This window comes from Cyclonatronum proteinivorum (genome assembly GCF_003353065.1).
GTDB lineage: Bacteria > Bacteroidota > Rhodothermia > Balneolales > Cyclonatronaceae > Cyclonatronum > Cyclonatronum proteinivorum.
The window spans coordinates 904405-928737 of sequence record NZ_CP027806.1; the positions used below are offsets into that span (position 1 = coordinate 904405).

Here is a 24333-nt window from a genome sequence, read left to right on the forward strand (position 1 = left end):
TTTGATTTGGGGGCTTCCGAGCTGTCACGAAAGACCGTGATGTTCACGGGGTTTCCCCCTAAAAATAAAAAAAGCCTGACCTGCTCCGGAGATTTGTGGTCGGGCAGATCAGGCTGTTGTGAGACTGTCGTGCAGATACCGCTGTGTGCGGGGGGCTACACTGAAGACCGTCAGGTGTTGTCAGTAGCGGGTTACCGCTCGTTTACGAATTGAGTGGAGACCCAGCCTTTGAGGGGGGTTTCGACCTGCATCCATCCGTTTTCTTCTTTCAGGATGCGGACGCTTGTGCCTTTGGGGAGGGGATCGGCGACGCGGTCGCTGCCGGCATTGGGCGCTTTTCGGATGTTGAGGCTTGATGCAGTTACGGTGCCCTGTCTGCGTTCGGTCGGGGTCGGCCCGGTTTCGTCGCTTCGGTTGGTATCGAGCAGGCGGGTGCGGATCCGCTCAAGCGGGAAGGCGGGGCCGGGATCCTGTTTGCGGCCCGGTGAAATTTCGTCGTGCCCCAGTATTTCTTTGATGTTGTAGGTTTCAATAAGGGCTTCGCAGAGCGCCTTGCAGGCTGCTATTTGTTCCGGCTCGAACACGCGCCACCAGCGGGGCTTTTGCTCGTTTGCGTGTACGGCCTGAATAACTTTATCGGCCTCATAGCGATCCTGGAACATGCCGTACCAGATGTTGCCGTGCTGCATGAGGTAGCCGGGGTTTACGATCTCAATGCCGATGGAATATTGATTGAGGCTGGTGCGCTCACCCCACTGGCTTTGGCCTGCATGCCAGGCCCGGCGGTTAAAGGGAATGAGCTGTACCACGGAACCGTCGTAGTCAATGACAATATGGGCTGAGGCCCGGACCTCCGGATTTTTGAAGGTGTTGACGGCCGAGCGCAGGCTGGGGCCGCCGGTGTAGTGGATTACAATGGTATCGGGCAGGCCTGAGGCATAGGCACCGCTGTCTTTTCCGGTAACTTTGTCATGGGTGGCATGATCAGCTGATAGCCAGTGATTGTGCACATCGAAGGATTTTTGTGTTGACATAGGGCGTATGTTAGGTTATAGATGATGTTGTGATGGTATCATTTTTAGAAGCTAATCGAAAAAAGGAACACATGAAAGCCGGTTTATTACGGTCATATATGTTCCGGAAGCCCAGTGTTTTACAGTAACTTACATTATTGTTCTTCGCTATTTATCATCAAATAGTTTAACTTCATCTATCAACCCCCAAGCCCTGTGATTACGACAGATGATGTGTCCTGAGGGCCTTACCCTTTAATAACCATGAATATAAAGCGCGAATTAATCAAGCTTTTTGCGCATCATGCCTTTGTGCATATATAATCAACCTCCTTTTAATTTTTTATTCTCTGCATGACTCAGCCAAACCTGAACATTCTCGTGGTTGACGATATCATGATGAACCGCAAGCTTTTAGCTGCCGTTATCAAAAAAATTATCCCGTCTGCGGCCCTCACTGAAGCCGCAGACGGGCAGCAGGCGCTTGATGTGTTTCAGCGTGAATCATTTTCCGCTGTTCTGATGGATATTCAAATGCCGGTTATGGATGGCATTGAAGCAACCCGGGCTATCCGCGCGGTAGAGAAAGAGCGGAAGCTTGAACCTGTTCCGATTATTGCCATCACTGCCGGGGCCTTTACCGGCGGCAAAACGCGCTGTCTCGATGCCGGCATGAATGCCTACCTCACCAAGCCGATCGATACGAAGCTGCTGCACATGACCCTGAAGAACTACCTGATTATCTAAGGTCCGTTAGCAAAGGCGCAGCTATGCCCGCAGGATTCACCAGGATTTTTTCACTGGTCACTTTTGCTGCGCAGATTTACTTCGCCTTGTGCGCAGCCCCTTTATGCCACGCCCGGTTCAGGGCTGTTCTTTTTATTAAGTAATAATAAATCAATTACTTACTTACCACAACACGCTTTGATGTACAGGATACGGGAAAGTGGTTGTGCACCACCGGCTGTTTGGGTTCAGCCGGTTTTTTGGGTTTTATTGTCGCGTTCGCTCGATAAATGCCTGATTGTCCACTACGGGCCGCACGGGTGAGTTGGCGACTTCCACCAAAGTGGAAAAAATCAGGCGGGCTCTTTTTTCGAGCAGATCAAAGGGGATTTTGTCAACGGTATCGGAGGGCTCGTGATAGTCGTCGTGCAGGCCTGAGAAGAAAAAGATGAAGGGGACACCAAGCCGCCCGAAGTTCCAGTGATCGCTGCGGCGGTAAAACTGATTGCGGTCGTCGAGGTCGTTATAGCGCATGTCGAGGATGAGGTTTTCCGTTTGCGCGTTGGCCTGCTGCAGCAGCCGGTTGAGGTCACTTGAGATTATTTCGGCCCCTATTATATAGATGTAGTCTTTGCCGGTGTCTTCATATTCGTAGTCGATGCGCCCGAACATATCGAGGTTGAAGTTGGCTACGGTTTGCGCAATCGGGATGACGGGGTTATCCGAGTAGTAGCGGCTGCCGAGCAGGCCGTGTTCTTCAGCGGTCACAAATAAAAAGAGCAGGCTGCGGTCGAGGCAGTATCCGGCTTCTTTGGCCTGTTGCGCGGCTTTGGCAATGGCGAGGGTCGTTACAGTGCCGCTGCCGTTATCGTCGGCCCCGTTGTAAATCATATCGCCGGTGTCATTGGGCTGACCAATGCCCATGTGATCGTAATGCGCAGAGAGCACCACAACTTCGTTTTTCAGTTCCGGATGGCAGCCCTCCACAAAACCGAGCACATTGCGGGATGGTAGCACGGCTTCTTCCCGAACCGCAGTGGCGCTGAGGCGGAGGTCCGTGGCAAAACTTCGGTTGAGGGTGAGGTCCGCAGAAAGTTCGCGATGCAGGGCTTCGGCTTCGCTGAAGTCGGTAAAGCCGAGCAGCAGGTTTACCATGTCGGGGCTCACGCTTTTCACGCCCAGGGCAAAGCCGGTACGACCGCCACGGTCCGGCAGGCGAATGCCGGAGGGTTTCCCGATCAGCTGACTGCGGCGCATGGCTTCTGCTTCGAAAGCCTCCGGGTCTGATTCATCGATGAGTAGGAGGCCGCGCGCGCCCTGACGGAAAAGCAGATCGGAGGCCCGCTGCTGCATCAGGGCTTCGAGAAGGGCTTCATCTTCTGTTTCAACATCCGGGTGCAGTTCGCGGAAAAGGACGACCCAGTTGCCGCGCACTTCAATACCGTCGAGATGCGCAATGCCGGCTTCGGGCGCATTAAAGCCTAGCCCCCCGAAAACGACCTGCCCTTCGAGATCGACTTCCCCGCCGAATTCATTAAAAAAGGAGGAGGGCGCAAAGCGTGAGGCGCTGTCGTCCCAAACGAGCAGGGTGTCCGTTTGGCTGACCTGATGCAGCGCGTAGCGGATTTCGCTGGTGCGCATGGCTTTCAGGTCAAAGTGCTGAAACCAGCCGCCTTCATCGCCCAGCGGGGTCACTTCGTACTGTTCGAGCCAGTAGGCCAGGTAATCGGCGGCCATGTCGATGCCCTGCTGCCCGGTTCCGCGCCCCATCAGGCTGTCGCCGGCGATAACGCTCAGGTGCTTGTGCAACAGCTCGGCGGTAATCAGCTCCCTGAAACTGAAAAAGCCGCTGTTGTCAGGCTCCTGATCCTGTGCAGGTGTGGCAGTGGCTGTGGCGGCGTATGCGCTTTGCGGGGCTTCGTTCCGGGACTGCGGGGCTTCAGGCTTGGGAAGCCATCCATCGCTAAAAATGAAACCCAACAGCAGCAGCGGCAGGGTGAAAGCTGAAAAGGTTTTGGCGGGCATAAACGGGCTCATGTGCTGTTGGTTGAAAGCGGTTAAAAAATTAGGTTAACTCAAGCATTTGCTGATAGTTGTTGCCGGCGTCGATACGGGGGACATCGACGTAGAAATCGAACTGATTTTCTTCCGAAATGAACAGATGAAGCAGGCCTTCTTTCACCATTTCGAGCACGGACAGAAAGGTGACGACCACAAACATGGGCGACTGGGCGTCCTCGCACAGGGTGATAAAGGAAGTCCGCCCGTGCCGGTGAAGGTGCAGCAGAATGCGCTCCCCCATTTCCTCTATGCTGGTTTCGGGGGTTTCGACGCTGTGAATGGGTTCATCCATATTTTTGCGCAGAAACACTTCCTTAATGGCGGCCATGAGGTCAATCATGGTAACATCGCGCAGGGCCTCGCCCGATTGGGGCGCGGAAACCTGATCGGGGGTAAGGTTGCCGCGGAAGTATTCCTGTGAGGCCTCACTTTCAAATGTGCGGAACTCCTCCCCCATTTCCTTGTACCGCTTGTACTCGAGCAGGCTTTGAATCAGCTCGTAGCGGGGATCTTCTTCGGTAAGCTCGTCTTCTTCGAATTCCGGCCGGGGCAGCAGCATGCGGGCTTTGATGGACATCAGCGTGCCCGCCATCAGAATAAATTCGCTCGCCACCTCGAGATCGAGCTCATCAAGCACATTCAGGTAGGCCATAAACTGATCCGTAATGCGCGCGATGGGGATGTCTTTGATATCAAGCTCATCCCGCTTGATAAAGAAAAGCAGCAGATCAAGCGGACCTTCAAAGTTCTGGAGGGCTACACGGTACAAAATACGAAGCGGTTATTTGAATAGGGTGGGCTGAAATATACACAATGGAAGCGGATAATTTAAGCGCGGCCGAATGGCCTGAAACAGCACAAGCGACCTGCTTTTCGCGGCTCGGGGTAAGGGGATAAAATGTTATCTTTGGGTCAGTTTCAGATTTAATTATTCATCCCAAAAAAACTCTTGTGATTCAGCGCATTCAAACGGTGTATCTGGCACTGGCCATTTTACTCAACATCCTTTTTTTCTTCACACCTTTATATAATGAGGCCCGGTTTGATCCCAGCGGATGGCTGCTCCCCTTCCTGACTGCAGCTACGGCCTTTGCAGCCTTAATTTCGCTCTACAGCATTTTCCTCTACAAAAAGCGGGAGCGGCAGATACAGGTGGTGTCTTACGCCTGTCTGTTTCAGGTTATCGCGATGGGCTCGGCAGGGGGCGTATTTATGAGCATGGGCAGACTCGGCTACGATATGGTGCCGGAGCTTTTGGGGGTTATTATGCTGCTTGTTGCCCTAACGCTTCAGTTTTTGGCCATCAAAGGCATTAAAAAAGACAGCGCGCTGATACGATCGATAGATAGAATCCGGTAGGGCTGGCTTTGCACACCGACCAACCGCCGGTATCCCGCCTCGTCCTTTTACTTGGACTGGGCATGACGACCTTTGCTTTTGCGCCCATCCTCGTGCGTTTTGCCGGGGATACGGATCCGGTGTTTTTAGCCACCATCCGGACCGTTTCGGCAGCGCTCATGCTGCTGCCTTTCTGGCTGCGGATGCGCATGCGGGACGCGCAGTCAGGTACGGAAGTCCGTGCATGGAGCCGCGCCGATAACCTGACGGCTGTTGCGGCAGGCTTTTTCCTGGCGCTGCATTTCGTGCTGTGGTTTGCCTCGCTTTCCTTCACTTCTGTAGCATCGGCCTCGGTGCTTGTCACCATCCATCCCATTATTCTCATTGTTGTGGAATCCGCTACGGGCAGCGGGCGCTTCGGGCGGCTGACCTGGTTCGGGGTTTTTGTGGCATTCAGCGGATCTGTGCTGCTCGGTGTGATGGATACGGACCCGGCAGCGACCTACAGCAACCCGGTGCTGGGCAACGCGCTTGCCGTGGGCGCGGCGGTTATGTTTGTGTTTTATCTGCTGCTGAGCCGGAAGCTGCGCGCCAAAGGCGGATGGCTGGATTTTGTGTTTCGGGTTTATGCCGGCACAGCGGCAGGCTGCCTGCTCATCCTGCTCATCATGAGGCCATCAACCGATGCGACCCTGATGGCCTGGGTTTGCGGCCTTGCGCTGGCCCTGGGACCGCAGATTCTGGGGCATGGTTCGCTGAACTACAGCGTGAAATATGTGGCCCCGACCCTGCTCTCTACCCTCATCTTAGTGGAGCCTGTTTTTGCGATTGTGCTGGCGGGATTCCTGTTTAGCGAAATCCCAAGCTTCGCAGAATCGGCAGCAATGATGGTCATAATGACAGGGGTGGGACTGTCCTGGGTTGGTGGAAGCGCTACCCCGAAAATTAAAGGGCAGTAACCCATTGCTTTATATTATAAAGTAAAAGCTGTTTTGCTGACAAATTTTCTGATCGGGCATAATTTCAAAGCTTGTATATTTGGATAAGTGCCTGAAAAAATTCAACGGCACCCAAAATTAAGTTCATACAGACAGCTGACTACTTTAGGATGAGACCTTCGGAAAGCACTGATACCGGCGCCGTGATAAAACGCGCTGCCCGCAGCAAGTGTTTTCCGGGTGATTCATCCCCGCAAAAGACCTGAAACACAGGCACTCCCTCCGATTGATCGGCCCGGTTTAACTTAGCCTGGCCCGGCAACCAATTAAAGCTGACATCGTACAGCCTGCCCTGATCACATCGGTTCACCTAACATTAGTTTAATGAAACAAGCGTTATCTCACGAATCTGTAATCCTGCGCAACAAGCGCAGATTTCTGATCCCTGCTTTTGCAGTTACGGGCGTAGTTGGTCTCATGCTGCTCAGCTTCAGTACTCCCAAGACCGAGGAAGTAGCCGAAGTTGAAGAAGCGGATGATGATCGGATTCTTAACGTTAGTGTACAAGAGCCCGTTGAACGGGATTTTGACGCCATCCGTGAGGAAGGTGTACTTCGTATGATTACCCGCTTTAATTCCAGCTCCTATTTCCTGCACAGGGGAGAAGAGCGCGGGTTCGAGTTTGAGTTTGCCCGCAGGTTCGCGGAGCAAAATAATTTGCGCCTTGAAGTTGTAATTGCCGGCAATAATGAAGAGCCGATTGATCTGCTGAATGCAGGGCGCGGTGACCTCATCGCTGCCAATTACAGCATTACTGATGCTCGCATGCAGTATATCAGTTTTTCTGAGCCTTATAATATCGTTGATCAGGTGCTGGTGTTGCGCGCCGGCGAGCATGTTCCCTACAGCCTCGGCGAGCTCGAGGATGCTGTTATCAGCGTCCGTCGCGGCAGCTCCTATGTCAAAACGCTCAAGCGGCTCAAAGCAGAATACGGCTACAGCTTCACCATCGACATCCTGCCCGAAATGTGGGATACGGAAGCGATTATGTTCGCCATAGCCGACGGGGAGTTTGATATGACCATAGCTGATGCGAATCTGTTTCAGGCCGCATCCAACTATATCTCCGGCATTGCTTCCGGACCGGTTATTTCCGGTGATGAGCAGATTGCCTGGGGCGTGCGGAGAAATGCGCCGCAGCTTGTGGAACAGATGAACCGCTACATCCTGGGGCATTTTTCGATCAGTGATGCGGATATGCTGCCCCGCCGCTCTTCTTTTATGAACGTGCTGCGTCAGCGGTACTTCGATAACAGACCGGCCAACTACACGGTGCGCAACTACGGCATGCACCGGGTTACCGGCTACGAAGGCCTGTTTTCGCCCTACGACAGGCTGGTGCAGCCGCTTGCCGAAGAGTACGGCGTTGACTGGAAGCTTGTGCTTGCCGTAATGGCGCAGGAATCCCGTTTTGATCCCTACGCGAAAAGCCGCATGGGAGCCATTGGCCTGATGCAGATCATCCCGCGCTTTTCCCCTTTTGAAGAGCACGAGCTGTGGGATCCGGAAACCAATATCCGTGAAGGGCTTCGCTACCTGCGCAAGCACCTCGATCATTACAGCTATATGGAAGAGGATAACCGCCTGGCTTTTGCCCTGGCAACCTACAATGCCGGTATGGGACACATGGCCGATGCCCGCAGGCTCACGGTTGACCGCAACCGCGATCCCAATAACTGGGATGATGTGGCACAGTCACTGCTGTTGCTGATGCAGCCCCGCTTTTTTAGTCAGGCACGATTCGGATTTGTGCGCGGCACGGAACCGGTTAACTATGTGACCGAAATCAAGCGCCGTCATACCATGTATCAGAACATGGCGCTATTTGCCAGCGAGGATCCCATCCTGCAGCGCCGCGACAGCAGCCTGACGTTCATTCCTTAAATGCAGTCAGGGCTGTCACTAGCCTGCATTTAATTTCAAAAGCCGTCTTACGTACAAGTAGGGCGGCTTTTTTTTGGGAAGGTGAGTAATGCGGGTTAAAAAAACACCCAAATCAGCATAAGCAGAATCAGGAGCCATACGCCAATGAGGACGCTTTTCTTCGTCTTGGGCAGGTCATAGCCGCAAATCGGGCACACCTCAGCGCCGGCCTCAACCATCATCGCGCAAGAGGGACATTCCTGCTTTTTGTCTGACATATCAAAATGAATTAAAATTGGGAAGGGTTACTTTGGGAAGACAACCCGTGACGGGTATCAAACGAAATGCTGCATTTCCAAAGTAACGCAATATTTGAAAATTCTGCGACAATCAATCCCACAGCTCCGGGCTGCTAATCTGCTATGAAACACCTTGTTTTTGTTTACGGCACCCTCAAAAAAGGCTATCACAATCATCACCTGCTTGATGGAGCTGATTTTGTGGGCGTTTCTGAGGTGATGGGATATGAACTCTGGGATCTCGGACCTTATCCGGGCATCAGGCCAGCGGCAGAGGCCGGCTCAGCGGTGCAGGTTGAGATTTACGCCGTTGATGTGCTCACCCTGTCTTTGCTTGATGGTCTGGAGGGCTTTATCGCTGCGGACAATCCGGATAACTACTATGACCGTGTGCTCACCCGGGATAAACAGCGCAGGCAGGGGTGGATCTATGTGCTTAGAGAAAGCGTATTGCACACTTTTCAGCTCACGAAAAAAGCCCGAAAAGTTCAGGATGGCAGGTACTGAGGATAATCTTAATATTAGAACGGGGCCAAAAAAAAATGATTATTTTTTATTACTTTAAATGCTGTAATCACAGTCCTGAGACCCGTACATCAGACGAATAGTACACTAAATTTACATTTTATCTGATCGTTAAGCGTAAATACCTGATTAGTTTTTACGAAAAGTTTTGTTGCCTGAGCTATACCACAGTCATCTGCCGATTTGCTGTAAAAACATGAATAACCATCAATCCTAAATGCTATGGAAGACAAGTTTGTAATGCTGTATGTAACCACAGCCAATGTTAGCGAAGCACAGAGTATCGCAAGAACACTCCTGGTTCACAAGCTGATTGCCTGTGCCAACATCCTGCCCAGGGTACAGTCCCTGTACCGCATGGATGGCGTCATTACAGAGGATGAGGAAGCCATTATGCTGGTGAAGACCCTCGAAAGTAAGCTTGAAGAGGTTGAAAACAGAATCACGGAGCTACACAGCTATACGGTACCCTGTATTCTTCAAATCAGCACCATAAGGGGCAATGACGCCTATATCAACTGGATACACAGCGAGATTACGGGCGACACACCTAAACCGCTCAATCTCAGCCCCTGATATAAAATCATTACAGTGCCTTTTTTGTAAGTCCAAAGCAATCAATGATAAGCCGGTGTATTTTTTCAGGGCTTTCAATCAGGCGGGCCCAAAGTTGTACGATTTCCAGCGGAATTTTCGGTTCGGGTGAGTATTTTGTTCTGATATACCGGAGCAAAGCCTTTAATTCTGATCAAAATCTTCTATGCCTACAAACAGCAAGCCCGTCATTACTGAAATGCGCGGTGATCATATTTTTATTGCCAAAATAAACCGGCCGCAGGCACATAACGCCATCAGTTTTGAAGTCATGGACGGACTCGAATCTGTTTGTGATGAGATTGAACAAAACGAAGATATCAGGGTGCTGATACTCACCGGGGAAGGGCACAAGTTTTTCGCTTCCGGCGGCGACCTGAAGCAGTTTGCCGATCTCAAATCTGAGCAGGAAGCCCGCAAGATGTCCATGCGCATGGGGGAAGTGCTTCGCCGCATCGAAAGTGCGGATTGCTGGACCATTGCACTCATCAACGGAGACGCGTATGGCGGCGGCTGTGAAGTCATGCTTGCCTTTGATTTCCGGATTGCCGCCAAGCATGCCCGGTTCGGGTTTACGCAGGGACGCTTCTATCTCACGCCCGGCTGGGGCGGCCTCACAAGGCTTATTGAGCGCGTGAACCGCTCCACAGCCCTGTTATGGTTGGGCACGCAGGCGCTGGTAGATACCGAATCCGCGCTCATTGCCGGTCTGATTGATATGGCTGACTCTTCCTCACAGCTCGAAAACCACATCATGGAGATGGCGGAAAGGCTTTCCGAAAATGATCGGAGAATCATCAAAGTGATGAAAGAGGGCGCAACCTATGCGCAGAAATACCCGCACCGGGAATCCATCAACAATGAGCGTACGGAATTTTCAAAGCTTTGGGCAACCGATGAGCATCACCGGCGGGTTGAAGCGTTTCTGAAGCGCAAAAAAACAGACGGCCTCTGATCCCCGCGCAGTTTCCGGAATAAGCGCTGATAACGGCTTATTTTAAGCGCCCGCAGCCATCTGCGCAAGCTGCGCTTTGGCCGCTTTGAGCACATCTTCTACGGCCTGATCCATATCCGTACTCTCGTACCAGGCTCCCGAGGCTTTCTGATGTCCGCCTCCATCGAAATTCCGCGCAAGCAGGTTTACATTGAAATCATCTTTCGAGCGGAAGCTGAGCTTAATCCGGTCTTCAAACTGTGTAAAAATTACGGCAACCCGCGCATGCTGCAGCGATAGCGGAAACTGCGTGAGACCGTCAAGCTCGTCATATTTACAACCGGTTTCGTCCAGATCTTTTTTGTAGATCACCATGGTCGCAATGCCGCTCTCGTCGTCAAGCTTTAGCCGACTCAGAGCTCTTCCGATGAGTGCAAGGTGCTTGATTTGCCGGTTGTCGAATACCCGCTGAAAGATTTCGTCAACCCTCAGGTCCGCCCGTTCAATCAGGTCGGCTACGATATGGTGAATTTTTGCCCCAACGCTGGAAAACCGGAAGCCGCCGGTATCGGTCAGTATTCCCGTGTAGATGGCGGTTGCGGCTTCTTTGGATAGCAGGGAAAGGTCGGTTTGTTCATAAAGTCCGTAAATCAGCTCCGCGGTAGAAGCTGCCGCGGGAACAGAAACCATGTAGGTGTACCCGTCGAAGGGATCAGGATGATGGTCAATCATGAAGCTGGGTTTGGTGGTGTTTTCAAACCACTTCATATGCCTGCCAAAGCGCTTCGGGGTGTTTCCGTCTACAAATAAAAGGGCATCACAGCTTTCGAAGGCTTCCTGTTCGTAAGACTGAATCCCGACGCTGTTATCGAGCCAGGCAATATCAGCGGGCAGCTTGTCGTCATTGTGCGCGATGAATGCAATACCTTTGGCTTTAAGCCACAGGCAGACGCCTATTTGCGACCCGATGGCATCTCCATCTGGCCTGACGTGGCTAATTACGGCGATTTTTTTATATTGGCTCAGCTGTCGGGACATCTCGAACAGCTCTTCATTGTACTCTTGCATGATCAGATAACGGACTGTTTGAATAGCGTTTGCATGATGGCCTAAAATAGCGAAATGAAGCCTGTTACACGAACGTTTCGTGAATTGCTTTCACTTCCTGCGGTTTAGCTGCGGACGGTAGTACAGCACGAGCGCACCCCTTAGCGACAGACGTCGCGTCCATTACTTTTTTATCTGCCTTAACGGGCCGCATTAAAATTCAAATTTAGCACAAATGATTGATTTTAAGGGCAATAAACCCATATTTGTCTTTGCCGGAAAGTTGCTGGCATGGTTTGCCGTATGGTACCTTTTTTATGAGGTGTGGCTGCTCCCCGATGGCAGGCTTGACGCGTTTTTGTCCGTCAATATCGTCGAGGTTGCTGCAGGTTTGCTGGGTTTAGGCAGTTTTGAGCTGTTTCAGGCCAACCGGGTGATTGGCATTACGGGCACCAACGGTATTATCGTCGTGAACGGCTGCAACGGCCTTGAAGCAATCGGCTTGTTTATTGGCTTTGTGATGTCTTATCCCGGCGACGCCATCAAAAGAGCGCTGTTCATCCCCATGGGCATTTTTGTGATTTATCTGGTGAATGTGTTTCGGATTGCGGCCCTCGTACTGATTCAGTATTACTACCCTGCCGGCTTCGACTTTGCACACGATTACTCGACCTCCGCAATTTTTTATCTCGCTATTTTTGCCATGTGGGTGATCTGGATTAACTTTGGTCACAAGCCCAAATGGGGGAAGCTGGCAGCATGAAATCCCGGGCTGTTAATATTGCAGCAGGGGTGAAACAGTCCTGAGATTTTATTAACTTGATAATCTGTCAGAAAAAAGCGTTTCCAAAAGCTTTTTCCGGGCATAAGCAAGTATTTTCAACCCAATTCAAGTTTCGGCCTGAACAGCGCCGAGGAAATTATTTTTTACCAATAAATCTGTTAAGGGAATTTTAAATGGCAAGAGTTGAAATGGTAATGCCCAAAATGGGCGAGTCGATTATGGAAGGTACCATTATTGAATGGACCAAAGAAGTGGGCGATTCCATCGAGCAGGACGAAACCATTCTTGAAATCGCCACGGATAAGGTGGATTCAGAGGTGCCGGCACCTGAGTCCGGGGTGTTGGTTGAAATTCTCGCTGAAGCCGGTGATGTAATCGAAGTAGGCAAGCCCATTGCCATTATTGAAACAGACCCTTCTGCAGCTGACAGCGGCGGTGCTTCCGAAAAAGCAGAAGCCGCTCCCGAAACGGCTCAAGCGGAGCCGGAAGCTGAGGCTGAAGCCGAAACAGTAGCTGAGAAGGAAGAGCCGGCCCCGGCAACAACGGACGCACAAGCTGAGACCGCAGCACCTGTTGAAGGCGATACGCCCCCGCAGCGGCATGGCTCCGACGGACGCTTTTTCTCCCCGCTTGTCCGCTCTATTGCGGAAAAAGAGGGCGTTTCCATGGAAGAGCTCGAATCTATTGCCGGTTCAGGTTCTCAGGGCCGTGTAAATAAGCAGGACCTGCTTGACTATATCGAAAACCGGAAGTCTGCGAAGCCCGCTGCCGCTGCATCAGCTCCGACACCGGCTCCGGCAGCCGCCTCTTCCACCGGACTCTCACGCCCGGTTGCTTCAACCGCTGCCTCTTCCGGAAGCAAGGGCGCAATCTCTGCCGGTGAAATCAATGTTGGCCGTCCGGTCGAAAACGTGGAAATCATCAAGATGGACCGCATGCGCAAGGTCATTGCCGAGCACATGGTGAAGTCCAAACAGACCTCAGCACATGTCACGACTTTTGGCGAGGCAGATGTCACCAACCTGGTGAAATTCCGCAACAAGCATAAAGACCGTTTCTACAAGGAAAACGGCTTCAAGCTTACCTTCACGCCGTTTTTTGTGGAAGCTACCATTCAGGCTTTGCGCGAGTTTCCGCTTATAAACAGCTCTGTTCAGGGTGATGAAATCCACATGAAGCGGGATATCAACTATGGTATTGCCGTGGCACTGGGTCAGTCCGGCTCAGGCGGATTAATCGTACCTGTCATCAAAAACGCCGGTGAGCTGAATCTGATCGGTCTTGCACGTGCTACCAACGAGCTCGCCGCCAAGGCACGTAACAAACAGCTCATCCCCGATGACCTCTCGGGCGGTACCTTCACCCTTACCAACTACGGCAGCGTCGGCAACCTGATGGGCACCCCCATCATCAACCAGCCGCAGGTCGCAATTTTTGGTACCGGCATCATACAGAAACGCCCAATGGTGCTTGAAGTGGACGGCAACGACGTGATTGCGGTCCGGCACATGGTGTATCTCTCTATGAGTTATGATCACCGCATCATCGACGGTGCTCTCGGTGGCGCATACGTACAGCGTGTGAAGCAGCTGCTCGAAGAATTCGACACCAACCGCAGTATTTAAAACATCTCTTAAAGCACAGGCTTTCATGATTAAAATTCCGGCATCGCAACTTTGTGGTGCCGGATTTTTTTTGCCTTCGACTTTTGCCGACATGATGAAAGAACCGGCTGATCTTTATACAGAGATTTTTTGCCGGTATCCCAATTAGCTTATATTTTCAACCCTGCCCTAAACAGAGATCTGCCCCGAACGAAAGATACTGTCGTGAAACAGACGCACGCGTTTACCCAAACTTTTTAAAAATTTCCACATGATTACAGCGAACAGCATACACGAAATCCGGACTTTTGTAAGCGAACAGAAGCAGGCCGGGAAAACAATCGGATTTGTCCCAACGATGGGCGCGCTGCATGCCGGGCATCTCGACCTGATTCGCGTAGCCCGCGCCGAAGCGGATATCGTAGTTGCATCTATTTTTGTAAATCCGACGCAGTTTGGTCCAAACGAAGATTTCGCAGCCTATCCCCGCACGCTGGATGACGACCTGAGGCAGTGCGAACAGGCCGGTGCTGCGGCTGTTTTTTGTCCGGAGAAAGAAGAAGTGTATGGTCCTGAGCCGTTTATCGGTTTCAACCTGAGCAGGCTGGGCGATTACCTGTGCGGCGCGGCACGACCCGGTCATTTTAACGGGGTGATTCAAATTGTTAACAAACTCTTCAACATCGTGCGCCCTGATGTAGCGGTGTTCGGGCAGAAGGACATTCAGCAGTTTCGCATCCTTGAAACCATGACGCAGGAGTTCAATCATGACATCCGCATCATCATGGGGCGTACAGTCCGGGCTGCTGACGGGCTCGCCCTAAGCAGTCGCAACCGCTATCTTTCGCCGCCTGAACGGGTGATTGCGCCTTCCCTTTTTGGTGTGCTTCAGGAAACAAGTCAGGCCCTGCAAAAACTACCCGCCGGCAGGGATACTAAAACAATGCAGGATGATTTACTTAATAAAGCGGCAATAAAACTCAATGAAGCCGGTTTCAGAACAGACTATGTGCAGTGCGTACGCTATCAGGATTTACAGCCCGTCACGCAATTTGAAGCCGATGAAACCTACGTACTCGCCGGTGCAGCCTACCTTGGAAAAGCCCGCCTGATTGATAACATTCTTTTTACCCTTTTTTGATGAACAGGGGGGAGCTTAGGCGCTGATTTGTTTTGGGGGGCTTCATGATGATAGTCAATCTCTCTCTTTGATGTTGTTTATCAGAAAGACTCTCAGCGCTTCTTTTGATACCTTTCCGCTTGCCAGGTCCATCATAATGCTAAAAAGACTTGCCTGTTCCGCTGTGATTTGATAGCCGTTGACGTATAAAAAGGTGTACATAGCAATTAAAGCTGTTCGTTTATTGCCATCGAAAAACGGATGATTCTGACAGATGTGAAAGCCGTATAAAAGGTTAAAAGTATGGCTTTATTAATGAACCTGATCACTTGGCCAAGGCCTTTAGGACCTCTTTATAGTCTTCCTTGAGCTGCTGATACGCATGAGACCATGTTTCAAAAGACGCATCGGATTGCTGAATCTGAAGTTCGTTTCCTTTGCGTTCTAACTTGATCCTGCTACCGGCTTTGAGCTGTAAAGCTTCAACAAGCTCTTCCGGAAGAATGACCCCTAAGCTGTCTCCGATCTGTTCAACTTTGACTTCCATTTTAATAATGCGTTTGTTGGTGAATAATGCGTTTTGGTCTGATTACATACAGAGACATAAAATAACAAAGAATAAATGAGAAGTCGAAAAGTCTGATTACCATTTTTACTATCCTTTATGAGCACAACTGGTTTTCAGAAGGCTTTCAAATGCTTTGCATGGTACGGATAACTTCAGCATAGCTGCAAGCTGTTGTGCTCATTCCGCTTGCAAGAAACTCAGCCAAATCCAACAAAAATCCGCCTAAATCCCTAAATCCCAGTCCCAACTACGCTGCCCCGGAGAGACCCGTATCGCAGAGCTACTCAATCAAAAAAAAATAGCGCCGGGAAAAACCCGACGCTATTTTCAAAAGCAAGCCGCCTGATCAAAGTTGACTCCGATACGTATTTTTAGATTTCTGTCAGAGTTGTGCTTTAATTTTGGCTGCAACGGCCTCGGGGGTGAGACCAAATTTTTCATAGAGGGTCTCGAAAGGTGCGGAGGCGCCGTAGTTGGTCAGGCCAACGACTTTGTCGCGGCTTCCGGTGTAAGGCTCCCAACCCATGGGGATTCCCGCTTCGACCGCTGCGCGAACCTGCACAGAAGCGGGCAGCACTTCTTCACGGTAGGCCGCTTCCTGCTGCTCGAACAGCTCGAAGCAGGGCATGCTTACCACGCGGGTCTGAATGCCTTCGGCGGCAAGCAGCTCGTGCGCTTTCAGGGCAATCTCTACTTCTGAGCCGCTTGCCATCAGAATACCCTGTGGGGATGTGACCTCCGGGTTGAGCACATACGCGCCCTTCAGGGTACCGGCTGCCGGTGCGTAGGTAGTACGGTCGAGGGTGGGCAGATTCTGCCGGGTGAGGGCGAGCAGGCTTGGGCCGCTTTGGTTGGCAATGGCGGCCTGCCAGCAATAGGCCGTTTCATTGGCGTCCGCCGGACGCATAACCAGCACATTAATCATAGCCCGGAGTGCAGCAAGGTGCTCGATGGGCTGATGGGTCGGGCCGTCTTCACCCAGGCCAATGCTGTCGTGTGTGAACACGTAGATGGCCTGAATATGGGAAAGACCTGCGAGGCGGATAGCCGGGCGGCAATAGTCTGAGAATACAAGGAAGGTGCCGCCGAAAGGAACCACGCCGCCGTGCAGGGCCATACCGTTCATCATGGACCCCATGGCATGTTCGCGCACACCGTAATGGATGTAGCTGTTTTGATAAGCGTCAGACTGCACAATACCTGCGGACTGTGCCTTGGTCAGGTTACTGCCGCTCAGGTCGGCAGATCCGCCCACAAGGGCCGGAATTTTCGGGCTGATGGCGTCGAGTACGAGACCGGAGGCCTTGCGGGTTGCCATGCCCTTGGGGTCGGCGGGAAATTCGGGCCGGACGTCATCCCAGTTGGCGGGAAGCTGTCCTTCCATGCGGCTCAGGTATTCGGATACGATTCCCGGATGTGCGGCTTTGCAGGCGTCAAGCTGCTCATTCCACGCTTTTTCTGCAGCTTCTCCTCTGGGGAGGGCACGGCGGAAATATGCCAGCACATCTTCTTCTATATGGAAGGTTTTATCGGGATCAAGGCCGTATCCTTTTTTGGTAAGGGAAATTTCGTCATCTCCGAGAGGCGAACCGTGGCTCGAGGCGGTGTCCTGTTTGTTCGGGCTTCCGTACCCGATATGGGTGCGGCACAGAATAAGGGAAGGCTTTCCGGTTTCGGCCTGCGCCTTGCGGGTTGCTTCGCGAATAGCGTCGCGGTCGTGCCCGTCGATGGGGATGCAGTGCCAGCCGTAGGCTTCAAAGCGCTGCTGCACATTTTCGGTGAAGGCGAGATCTGTAGAACCGTCGATGGTGATTTTATTGTCGTCGTAGAAGTAAATCAGCTTGCCCAACTTCAGGTGCCCGGCAAGGGATGCGGCTTCCTGCGAGACGCCTTCCATAAGATCGCCGTCACTCACAATGGCATAGGTGAAGTGATCCGTGAGCTTGTGTCCGGCGTGATTGTAGCGGGAGGCGAGGTGTGCTTCGGCCAGCGCCATACCCACCCCGTTTGCGAAACCCTGCCCCAGCGGACCGGTTGTCGTTTCGACCCCCGGAGTGAGATGGACTTCCGGATGCCCCGGGGTGAGGCTGTCCCATTGCCGGAATTTTTTGAGTTCGTCCAGGCTAAGGTCGTAGCCGGTGAGGTGCAATAGGCTGTAGAGGAGCATGGAGCCGTGACCTGCCGACAAAATAAAGCGGTCGCGGTCATGCCATTTGGGATTGGCGGGGTTGTGTTTCAAAAACTCAGTCCACAGCACAAAGGCCACATCTGCCATGCCCATAGGCATACCGGGATGGCCGGAATTTGCCTTCTGTACGGCGTCCATAGATAGGGTCCGGATGGTGTGAACACAGCGTTGCTCGAGAGATAAAGACATAAATAACAAAAATTTGAAAGACAATTAAATATCTTAATAACAGTGAATTCCTATATCCGTGTAAGATACTGATTTTGGACTTGACTGCCTTACGACATTGTCGCTGTCCGCATTATTCACCCGGATAATTTCCAGGCACAGGGCGAATCAGTAAAACGCCTGACATGAATAAAAAAAGCCTGCCACAATCAGAAGTTGTGACAGGCTTTTTAGGTTGCGGGAAGCCCATACAAAGCGGCTTCAAGTCGTTAACAGCTTGGCTTGCTTACGGGCAGTCGAGGTCGTGCTCCATGTGGTGCTCGGCTGGAGCACGGAAGTTACCGAAGGCAGCGTTGCTGAATGCGGTGCAGGCCTGACTGTCGTTGCCCTGATTCATTTGGGCAAAGCCTAGTTCAAAAAAGATACGGGCGCGGGCAACCTGTCCGCCTTGTTCGAATTCGAGGGCGCGGGTTGCGTTGGTTACCGCCTGTGACCAGTTGCCGAGTTGGTTGTGCGCTTCAGAAAGACGGTAGAGCGTTTCTGCATGATTGTTGTCGTAGGTGAGGGAGCGATTCAGGAGTTCAACAGCGCGGCGGAAGTTTTCTTCTTCAATCTGCGTAGCACCTGCAAAGGTGAGGTAATCGCGGGCGGAATTGCGTGCCTGTTGCGCAACGTCGGTACGGCCTTGCGCGGTGGCAAGCTCTGCAGCCCGGTCGAAGTTTGAAAGGGCAGCGTCCATGTTGCCCCTTCTGCGCTCAATCAGGCCCAGCTGATGAAAAGCTTGTGCGTAGTTTTCATTGCGTTCGAGTGCCATACGGTAGATTTCTTCCGCACGGTCGTTGTTGTTGGCATTGAACTCTGTGTTGCCCCATTGCAGCATGATCACGGGGATGTTCGCTGAAACCTGTTGCGCGATTCGGGTGTTGCCGACATCGTTTGCGAGTTCGTAAGCTTTGTCAAACTCGGAGATAGCCTGCTCAAAGTTGCGGGCACGGAAGCTGTTTTGCCCGATCTGTACCTGAATGGCCGGAATCTGTGTTTCGGCACGCTCGCGGATGTCGTCAGCGTCGCTGCCGGCTTGCTGCGCGATGCGGCGTGTTTCCTGAAATTGTGCGAGGGCCTGCTCGAACTGACTGGCCCGAAGAAGTTCCTGCGCCTCATTGAACGCGTCTACTGCGGCAGCACGATCCTGTGCCTGTGTATATCCGGCTGCGGCGAGCACTAAAAGTGACACCAATAAGACAGAGAAGTAACTCTTTAGTTGCGACATAGTGAAAATATATATTCGTTGTAGTGTGAGTTGTACAAAACCTAACGCCGGGGCAGCTTGCTGTAGTATAGCACCGGCTTTTTGGAGAAGTGTGCGAATATAGGCTAATTTAACCTGTATATCAAAAGTTAGGAGCTATTTTGTGGTCCTTGTAAAAGCAGATAATGTGATCTACGGCTTCTTTAGGATCGTCTGTTAAACGGAATAAACCCATATCGGTAGAACTAATGGTTCCTATGGTAAGAAGGGTTTCCCGGAGCCACTCCGTTAGCCCCTGCCAGAAAGCGGTGCCCATGAGCACAATGGGGAAGGGCGCAATTTTTCCGGTTTGTATGAGGGTGAGGCTTTCGAAGAGCTCGTCGAGGGTACCAAAGCCGCCGGGGAAGACCACAAAGCCCTGTGCATACTTCACAAACATGACCTTGCGGGCAAAGAAATAGTTGAAATCAATGTGGTAGGCGGGGTCTACATAAGGGTTGGACGCTTCTTCGAAAGGCAGGCGGATGGTGAGGCCCACGGATTTGCCCCGGCCCTGTTGCGCGCCCTTGTTGCCGGCTTCCATCAGGCCGGGACCGCCGCCGGTGATGACGCCAAAACCGACTTCCGTCAGCATTTCCGCAAGGGTTACGGTTTGGGCGTAGTAGGGGCTGTCGGGACCCAGACGCGCGGATCCGAAAATGGAGACGCAGGGGCCGATTTCGGTCATGCGCTCGTAGCCTTCAACGAATTCGCCCATTACTTTGAATACGCCCCAGAGATCTTTGTCGCGCGGGCTTTTGTCGCTGTACTGATCCGGGATTTGTTTTTTTGAATAGTGTGCGGCCATAAGCGTGAGGTTTAAAATCGGTAACGGAGGGTGAACAGCTGCTGCGAGAGCGGCGGCAGCGGGACAGGGGTTTGGGCTGCGGCAGCCTGATAGGGTTCCGGCTGTTGCGGACCGGCATGGAAGCTGAGGTCGTCGCTTACGTCGAAGTCGCGCATGTGCGCGAATACGTAGGCGTCGAGCACGTTCAGGCCGTAGGCAAGTACCGTGGTAAAAATGAGGAAGTCGCGTCGGTTGCGGTAGAAGTCGCGGGAGCTGCGGAGGAAGTCGGGTGTTGCGCCTTCGGGAATCCAGGAGGGAGTGGGACCGAAACGGAGGTCTGTGTTTTGCTCGAATCCGTTGTAGAAGGCGGCGCGGTAGCCGCGGTAGCGCGAATCAGCGAAGTAGGCGTAGTAGCCGAGTCCGCCAATAAGGCCGTACACGATGGGGATTTTCCAGACTTCCCGGTTGGTGTACTGCCCCCAGCCGGGGAGCATGAGCGAGCGCAGCATGACATCGCGGGGGTTGGGCACGGTGTCGCGTTCAGCTGTGGAAGGCAAAACACGTAGCCCGTCCGCGGAAGGAAAGGGCCGGGACTGCCCGGGGGACGGCTGCGTATGCCGCCCGGTGTTGGGGCCCGGGTGTTGGCCTTCTGCGACGTAGCGCGCCAAAGCTCCGAGGGCAGATGCATCCCCCTTCCCAAAAAAAACAAGCCCTGAATTTGGCTGTGCAGCCGGTAGCTCAGCGGCGGTGCGGGATTGTGCCGTTGCGGTGCTGTGCTGCAGGAGCGGCAGCATGAGTGCTAAGGCTAAGGCGGGGAGGTAGCGCATGGCGTTGCACGGCGATCAGGTGGATTGATGCAGGCCTTCGAAGAGGTGGAGCAGGCGTTCGAGCTCGTCGTCGGAGTAGTATTCGATTTTGATTTCGCCGCCGCGGGCTTTTTTCCGGATGTCGACTTTGGTGGCGAGCATGCGGCGCAGGCGGTTGGTGATTTCGCGGTATTCGAGATCGGGCTGCGGTACCGGCTGCTTGCTTTTGTTTTTGGAGGGCTTGCCGATGAGGCGCACAAGTTCTTCGAGCTGCCGCACGCTGAGCTCGTTTTCGATGGTCTTGTTGTAGAGGTCTTCCTGTTTTTGGGGATCTTCTACGTTGATGAGCGTGCGCGCGTGTCCGGCGGTAATTTTGCCGGTTTTGAGACCGTGCTGTATGGGCGCGGGCAGGCGGAGCAGGCGCATTTGGTTGGTTACCGTGGTGCGGTTGCGGCCTACGCGCTGGGCAACTTCTTCCTGCGTGAGGCTGCATTCGTCGATGAGGCGCTGATAGCCGAGGGCAAGCTCGATGGGGTTGAGCTCTTCGCGCTGTATGTTTTCGATGAGGGCGAAGACGATCATTTGTTCGTCGTCGGCTTCGCGCACGAAGGCGGGGATTTCGGGCAGGCCGGCCATGCGGGTGGCGCGGAGGCGGCGCTCCCCGGAGATGAGTTCGTAGCGGTCGCGGCCGAGGTGTCGTACGGTTATCGGCTGTATGAGGCCGTGCTGTACGATGGAGTCGGAGAGCTCCTGCAGGCGGAAGCTGTCGAAATCGGTTCGCGGCTGATGCGGGTTCATCCGGATGGATTCGACGGGGATGTGCAGGGTGATGTTGACGCGGTCGCGTGCGCTTTCCGCTGATGTATTGGGAGGCAGACCGGGAGGCGTCTGCCCTTCGTTTTCAGGGTTTTCCTGTTCGTCGAGGTTGGGGAAGTAGGCCCCGAGACCTCTGCCTAATACTTTTTTTGCCATTTCAGATAGTTGGAGTTTTCCCGTTTATGCGGCTGAATGTGATTTATTTGCCGCTTTTCTTTTTGCCGCCGGTTTTGAGGGCGGGGCTGTCCGGGAAGAGCGATTTGTTGCGTTCAATGATTTCGCGGGCGAGGGCAAGATAATTTTGGGAGCCGGTACTTACGGAGTCGTACAACAGCACGGGTTTTCCGAAGCTGGGCGACTCGGCAAGGCGCACGTTGCGGGCAATCAGGGTTTCGAATACTTTGTCGTTGAAGTAGCGGGTCACTTCTTCAGCAACCTGAGCCGATAGCCGCGTGCGGATATCATACATGGTGAGGGCTACCCCTTCAATTTCAAGACTGCGGTTGAGGTGCTGCCGTACGATTTTGATGGTGTTGAGCAGCTGCCCGAGCCCTTCGAGCGCAAAATACTCGCACTGTACGGGGATGAGTACCGAATCGGAGGCCGTGAGGGCGTTGATGGTGAGCAGGCCGAGAGAGGGCGGGCAATCGATGATGATGAAATCGTACCGGTCGCGTACCTTTTCGAGCGCTTCGTTGAGGATATGCTCGCGCCGCTGCCGGTCGATGATTTCGATTTCGGCCCCGACCAGATTGATGTGGCTCGGCACAAGGTCGAGGTGCGGCAGCTCGGTTTTCATGGTTACGTCTTCGACCGGGGTGTTTTCGGTAAGCAGTTCGTAAACCGAGGCTTTTACGGAAGGAGATTCAATGCCGAGGCCGCTGGTTGAGTTGTTCTGCGGGTCGATATCGATGAGCAACGTTGGGTGTTCCAGTGCCGCAAGACTTGCCGCAAGGTTGATGGAGGTAGTGGTTTTACCTACCCCGCCCTTCTGATTGGCAATGGAAATCACTTTTCCCATAGTAGCAAATAATTGATGATGGTGTAATGTAGTATGAACGGTACTGAGGGTGCGGAATACCGCAGTTGACCGGGGCGCCCGTGCTGCGGCTGACGGCACAAAAAGGCTGTTTAGCGTCAGTCGTGAGGCTTTCGGGTTTGCACTGAGGCCTTAAAATTACGGTTCCGGACAGTTTCCGGTATAGCTTACCAATATAATGAAATAAAAAAAGCCCGTTTACCGAATTATGGACTGACCTTTCGGGTAAACGGGCGTAAGTTGTAAGCGGGACGGGAAGCGCTACCTTGTGGTTTGTATGAGGTGGAAGTCCCGCGGTTTGGAAGTAAAATCGAAGGCGCTGCGGTTGACCGGCCGCGGATTCTGAGGGCCCTGAAACGGCGTGAAGGGTATTTCAGAAGGCATTAATTCGGTAACGCCGTTGGTAACCTGTATGCGCATTGGCGAGCGGTCGCTGTTCCATGAGGTTGCCGCTGCGGAAGCCTGCCGCATGCTGTGAACGTGAGCCGGAGGTGCAGCGGCCCGGGGAAGGTCGCGCAGTATGGGGGCCGTTACGGAGCTGCGGTCCGGTACCGTTTGGATCACTTCTGAGGATGAGGCATCCGGCTGTGCGGACGTCTCATTCAGAAAGTGGATAAAATAACCAAGCCCGAGCGCCATGATCATAACAGCGGCAGCGGGCATGGTGTAGTACCGGAGATAGCGGTTCAGGCGTGCTTTGGACGATTGCTTGCGGTTCTTTTCGGCCTGAACAGCGGCTTTTTGAAGGAGTTCCTGCTGAAGCCCCGGCGGTGGCGCTACCTGTGGGAGGTCGCGCAGCTTTCTTAGGGTGAGCCGGAGGCTTTCGATCTCAATGAGCACATTTTCATCTTCAAGCATGGCCTGTTCAACCAAACGTGCATCTGACGGATCGAGCTCATTGAGAACATAGCGGAGCAGAAGATCATCCGCGCCTGACGTATTCGTATGTTTTGCCATTTTCTTTGTCGAACATTTTTCTCAGGTTGATGAGCGCGTAGCGCATCCGGCCTAAGGCTGTATTGATAGATACATTGGTCAATTCAGCAATTTCTTTGAACGACATTTCATGGTAGTGGCGAAGCATTACAACTTCACGCTGCTCTTTGGGAAGCGAACTGATGTGCTTGAGCAGGCTGCCTTTGGCTTCTCTGAACTCCATATCATCCTGAGCGTCGGAAGCATCTTTGTCTTCAAGCCTGTCATAAAAATCATAATCGCTGTCGGCAGTTGCGTTCACATCTACAAAACGCTTGCGCTTGCGGATGTGATCGATAGTCGCGTTGTGTGCAATTCGCATTACCCAGGCAATCCATTTACCCTGCTCGTTGTAGGTGTCATCCATTTTGGTGATGACTTTGGTAAAGGTTTCCTGAAAAATGTCGTTTGTTACTTCCGGATTCATCACCATACTGTAGATGTAGGAGTACACCTTGTTTTGGTGACGATTCAGCAGCTCGGCGAAAGCCTGCTGGTTTCCGTCCTGACGGAAGGCACGAACGAGTTCGTGGTCATCCATTGCTGAAAGTGCCGGGTTTGAAATCTTATTAACAGATAACATAGTGCAGAAACGTTAGTGGGTATGTGTTATTGCACAGAGCTACAATAGCCCCCTGCCGTACCATTTTGCCTTGCTGTTTCGTTACCGGGCCGATTCAGTACTTACCCCTCTGCGACCGGTAATGAATGCTGCAAGTATTCTGCATTTGTAAGGGCAACAACTGTACCACTGCTGCCAAAACCCCGAAAATCCCCGAAATGAGCTGATTT

25 protein-coding genes are annotated in these 24333 nt (G+C 52.7%); 10 read left to right on the forward strand and 15 right to left on the reverse strand.

Annotated elements, in window-relative coordinates:
• Positions 1-191: 191 nt before the first annotated feature.
• Positions 192-1034, reverse strand: coding sequence for an N-acetylmuramoyl-L-alanine amidase (locus tag CYPRO_RS03445; protein ID WP_114983296.1), 843 nt, complete (start codon positions 1032-1034; stop codon positions 192-194).
• A gap of 333 nt (positions 1035-1367) precedes the next feature.
• On the opposite strand from CYPRO_RS03445, the gene CYPRO_RS03450 reads away from it, so the two are divergent.
• Positions 1368-1760, forward strand: a complete 393-nt coding sequence (locus CYPRO_RS03450) for a response regulator (protein WP_114983297.1) — start codon at positions 1368-1370, stop codon at positions 1758-1760.
• A gap of 246 nt (positions 1761-2006) precedes the next feature.
• Here CYPRO_RS03450 and CYPRO_RS03455 read toward each other — a convergent pair whose 3' ends face one another.
• Positions 2007-3764: a M28 family peptidase gene (locus CYPRO_RS03455; protein WP_164682510.1), complete on the reverse strand. Its 1758-nt coding sequence runs from the start codon at positions 3762-3764 to the stop codon at positions 2007-2009.
• Between the two features lie 40 nt (positions 3765-3804).
• Positions 3805-4569 carry a segregation and condensation protein A gene (locus tag CYPRO_RS03460; RefSeq protein WP_114983299.1) on the reverse strand — a complete coding sequence of 255 codons (765 nt, stop codon included), beginning with the start codon at positions 4567-4569 and terminating at the stop codon, positions 3805-3807.
• Between the two features lie 182 nt (positions 4570-4751).
• Here CYPRO_RS03460 and CYPRO_RS03465 point away from each other — a divergent pair, with 182 nt between their 5' ends.
• From CYPRO_RS03465 to CYPRO_RS03475, 3 genes are all read left to right on the forward strand, one after another.
• Positions 4752-5159 (forward strand): DUF4293 family protein, encoded by a 408-nt coding sequence (locus CYPRO_RS03465; RefSeq protein ID WP_164682512.1) that lies wholly within the window; start codon positions 4752-4754, stop codon positions 5157-5159.
• Positions 5160-5167: 8 nt separating this feature from the next.
• Positions 5168-6097, forward strand: a complete 930-nt coding sequence (locus CYPRO_RS03470; protein WP_240644821.1) for a DMT family transporter — start codon at positions 5168-5170, stop codon at positions 6095-6097.
• A 363-nt stretch (positions 6098-6460) separates the two neighbouring features.
• Positions 6461-8020 (forward strand): MltF family protein, encoded by a 1560-nt coding sequence (locus CYPRO_RS03475; protein ID WP_114983301.1) that lies wholly within the window; start codon positions 6461-6463, stop codon positions 8018-8020.
• A 95-nt stretch (positions 8021-8115) separates the two neighbouring features.
• On the opposite strand, the gene CYPRO_RS03480 is transcribed toward CYPRO_RS03475, so the two are convergent.
• Complete coding sequence (locus CYPRO_RS03480) at positions 8116-8277, reverse strand: zinc ribbon domain-containing protein (protein WP_114983302.1); 162 nt, start codon at positions 8275-8277, stop codon at positions 8116-8118.
• A 144-nt stretch (positions 8278-8421) separates the two neighbouring features.
• Here CYPRO_RS03480 and CYPRO_RS03485 point away from each other — a divergent pair, with 144 nt between their 5' ends.
• From CYPRO_RS03485 to CYPRO_RS03495, 3 genes are all read left to right on the forward strand, one after another.
• Positions 8422-8805 carry a gamma-glutamylcyclotransferase family protein gene (locus CYPRO_RS03485; RefSeq protein WP_114983303.1) on the forward strand — a complete coding sequence of 128 codons (384 nt, stop codon included), beginning with the start codon at positions 8422-8424 and terminating at the stop codon, positions 8803-8805.
• A 240-nt stretch (positions 8806-9045) separates the two neighbouring features.
• Positions 9046-9399: a divalent-cation tolerance protein CutA gene (gene cutA, locus CYPRO_RS03490; RefSeq protein WP_114983304.1), complete on the forward strand. Its 354-nt coding sequence runs from the start codon at positions 9046-9048 to the stop codon at positions 9397-9399.
• Between the two features lie 184 nt (positions 9400-9583).
• Complete coding sequence (locus CYPRO_RS03495; RefSeq protein ID WP_114983305.1) at positions 9584-10372, forward strand: enoyl-CoA hydratase/isomerase family protein; 789 nt, start codon at positions 9584-9586, stop codon at positions 10370-10372.
• A 42-nt stretch (positions 10373-10414) separates the two neighbouring features.
• Here the strand turns inward: CYPRO_RS03495 and CYPRO_RS03500 are convergent, their stop codons facing one another.
• A complete protein-coding gene (locus CYPRO_RS03500) occupies positions 10415-11419 on the reverse strand; it encodes a DHH family phosphoesterase (RefSeq protein ID WP_114983306.1) in 1005 nt (334 codons plus the stop codon).
• 214 nt (positions 11420-11633) lie between these two features.
• Here CYPRO_RS03500 and xrtX point away from each other — a divergent pair, with 214 nt between their 5' ends.
• The 3 genes from xrtX (at position 11634) to panC (ending at position 14927) form a co-directional block, all read left to right on the forward strand.
• Positions 11634-12161 carry an exosortase X gene (gene xrtX / locus CYPRO_RS03505; RefSeq protein WP_114983307.1) on the forward strand — a complete coding sequence of 176 codons (528 nt, stop codon included), beginning with the start codon at positions 11634-11636 and terminating at the stop codon, positions 12159-12161.
• A gap of 194 nt (positions 12162-12355) precedes the next feature.
• Entirely contained in the window at positions 12356-13807 is a 1452-nt protein-coding gene (locus tag CYPRO_RS03510; protein WP_114983308.1) for a dihydrolipoamide acetyltransferase family protein, read from the forward strand.
• A 250-nt stretch (positions 13808-14057) separates the two neighbouring features.
• On the forward strand, positions 14058-14927 hold the full coding sequence (gene panC / locus CYPRO_RS03515) for a pantoate--beta-alanine ligase (protein ID WP_114983309.1): 870 nt from the start codon (positions 14058-14060) through the stop codon (positions 14925-14927).
• Positions 14928-14981: 54 nt separating this feature from the next.
• Here panC and CYPRO_RS03520 read toward each other — a convergent pair whose 3' ends face one another.
• The 10 genes from CYPRO_RS03520 to CYPRO_RS03565 form a co-directional block, all read right to left on the reverse strand.
• Positions 14982-15128 (reverse strand): hypothetical protein, encoded by a 147-nt coding sequence (locus tag CYPRO_RS03520; protein ID WP_240644822.1) that lies wholly within the window; start codon positions 15126-15128, stop codon positions 14982-14984.
• A 103-nt stretch (positions 15129-15231) separates the two neighbouring features.
• Positions 15232-15453 carry an AbrB/MazE/SpoVT family DNA-binding domain-containing protein gene (locus CYPRO_RS03525; protein ID WP_114983311.1) on the reverse strand — a complete coding sequence of 74 codons (222 nt, stop codon included), beginning with the start codon at positions 15451-15453 and terminating at the stop codon, positions 15232-15234.
• A 403-nt stretch (positions 15454-15856) separates the two neighbouring features.
• Positions 15857-17851 carry a transketolase gene (gene tkt / locus CYPRO_RS03530; RefSeq protein WP_114983312.1) on the reverse strand — a complete coding sequence of 665 codons (1995 nt, stop codon included), beginning with the start codon at positions 17849-17851 and terminating at the stop codon, positions 15857-15859.
• Positions 17852-18116: 265 nt separating this feature from the next.
• The gene (locus tag CYPRO_RS03535) at positions 18117-19100 is read right to left on the reverse strand and encodes a tetratricopeptide repeat protein (RefSeq protein ID WP_124245506.1); all 984 of its coding nucleotides are present in this window, start codon (positions 19098-19100) and stop codon (positions 18117-18119) included.
• A gap of 121 nt (positions 19101-19221) precedes the next feature.
• The gene (locus CYPRO_RS03540; protein ID WP_114983314.1) at positions 19222-19926 is read right to left on the reverse strand and encodes an LOG family protein; all 705 of its coding nucleotides are present in this window, start codon (positions 19924-19926) and stop codon (positions 19222-19224) included.
• Positions 19927-19937: 11 nt separating this feature from the next.
• Complete coding sequence (locus tag CYPRO_RS03545; RefSeq protein ID WP_114983315.1) at positions 19938-20732, reverse strand: DUF5683 domain-containing protein; 795 nt, start codon at positions 20730-20732, stop codon at positions 19938-19940.
• A 15-nt stretch (positions 20733-20747) separates the two neighbouring features.
• Positions 20748-21683, reverse strand: a complete 936-nt coding sequence (locus tag CYPRO_RS03550; RefSeq protein WP_114983316.1) for a ParB/RepB/Spo0J family partition protein — start codon at positions 21681-21683, stop codon at positions 20748-20750.
• 43 nt (positions 21684-21726) lie between these two features.
• Complete coding sequence (locus CYPRO_RS03555) at positions 21727-22548, reverse strand: ParA family protein (RefSeq protein ID WP_114983317.1); 822 nt, start codon at positions 22546-22548, stop codon at positions 21727-21729.
• Positions 22549-22827: 279 nt separating this feature from the next.
• Positions 22828-23523, reverse strand: a complete 696-nt coding sequence (locus CYPRO_RS03560; RefSeq protein WP_114983318.1) for a hypothetical protein — start codon at positions 23521-23523, stop codon at positions 22828-22830.
• On the reverse strand, positions 23489-24124 hold the full coding sequence (locus tag CYPRO_RS03565) for an RNA polymerase sigma factor (protein ID WP_114983319.1): 636 nt from the start codon (positions 24122-24124) through the stop codon (positions 23489-23491). The genes CYPRO_RS03560 and CYPRO_RS03565 overlap by 35 nt, the downstream gene beginning before the upstream one ends.
• Between the last annotated feature and the right edge of the window lie 209 nt (positions 24125-24333).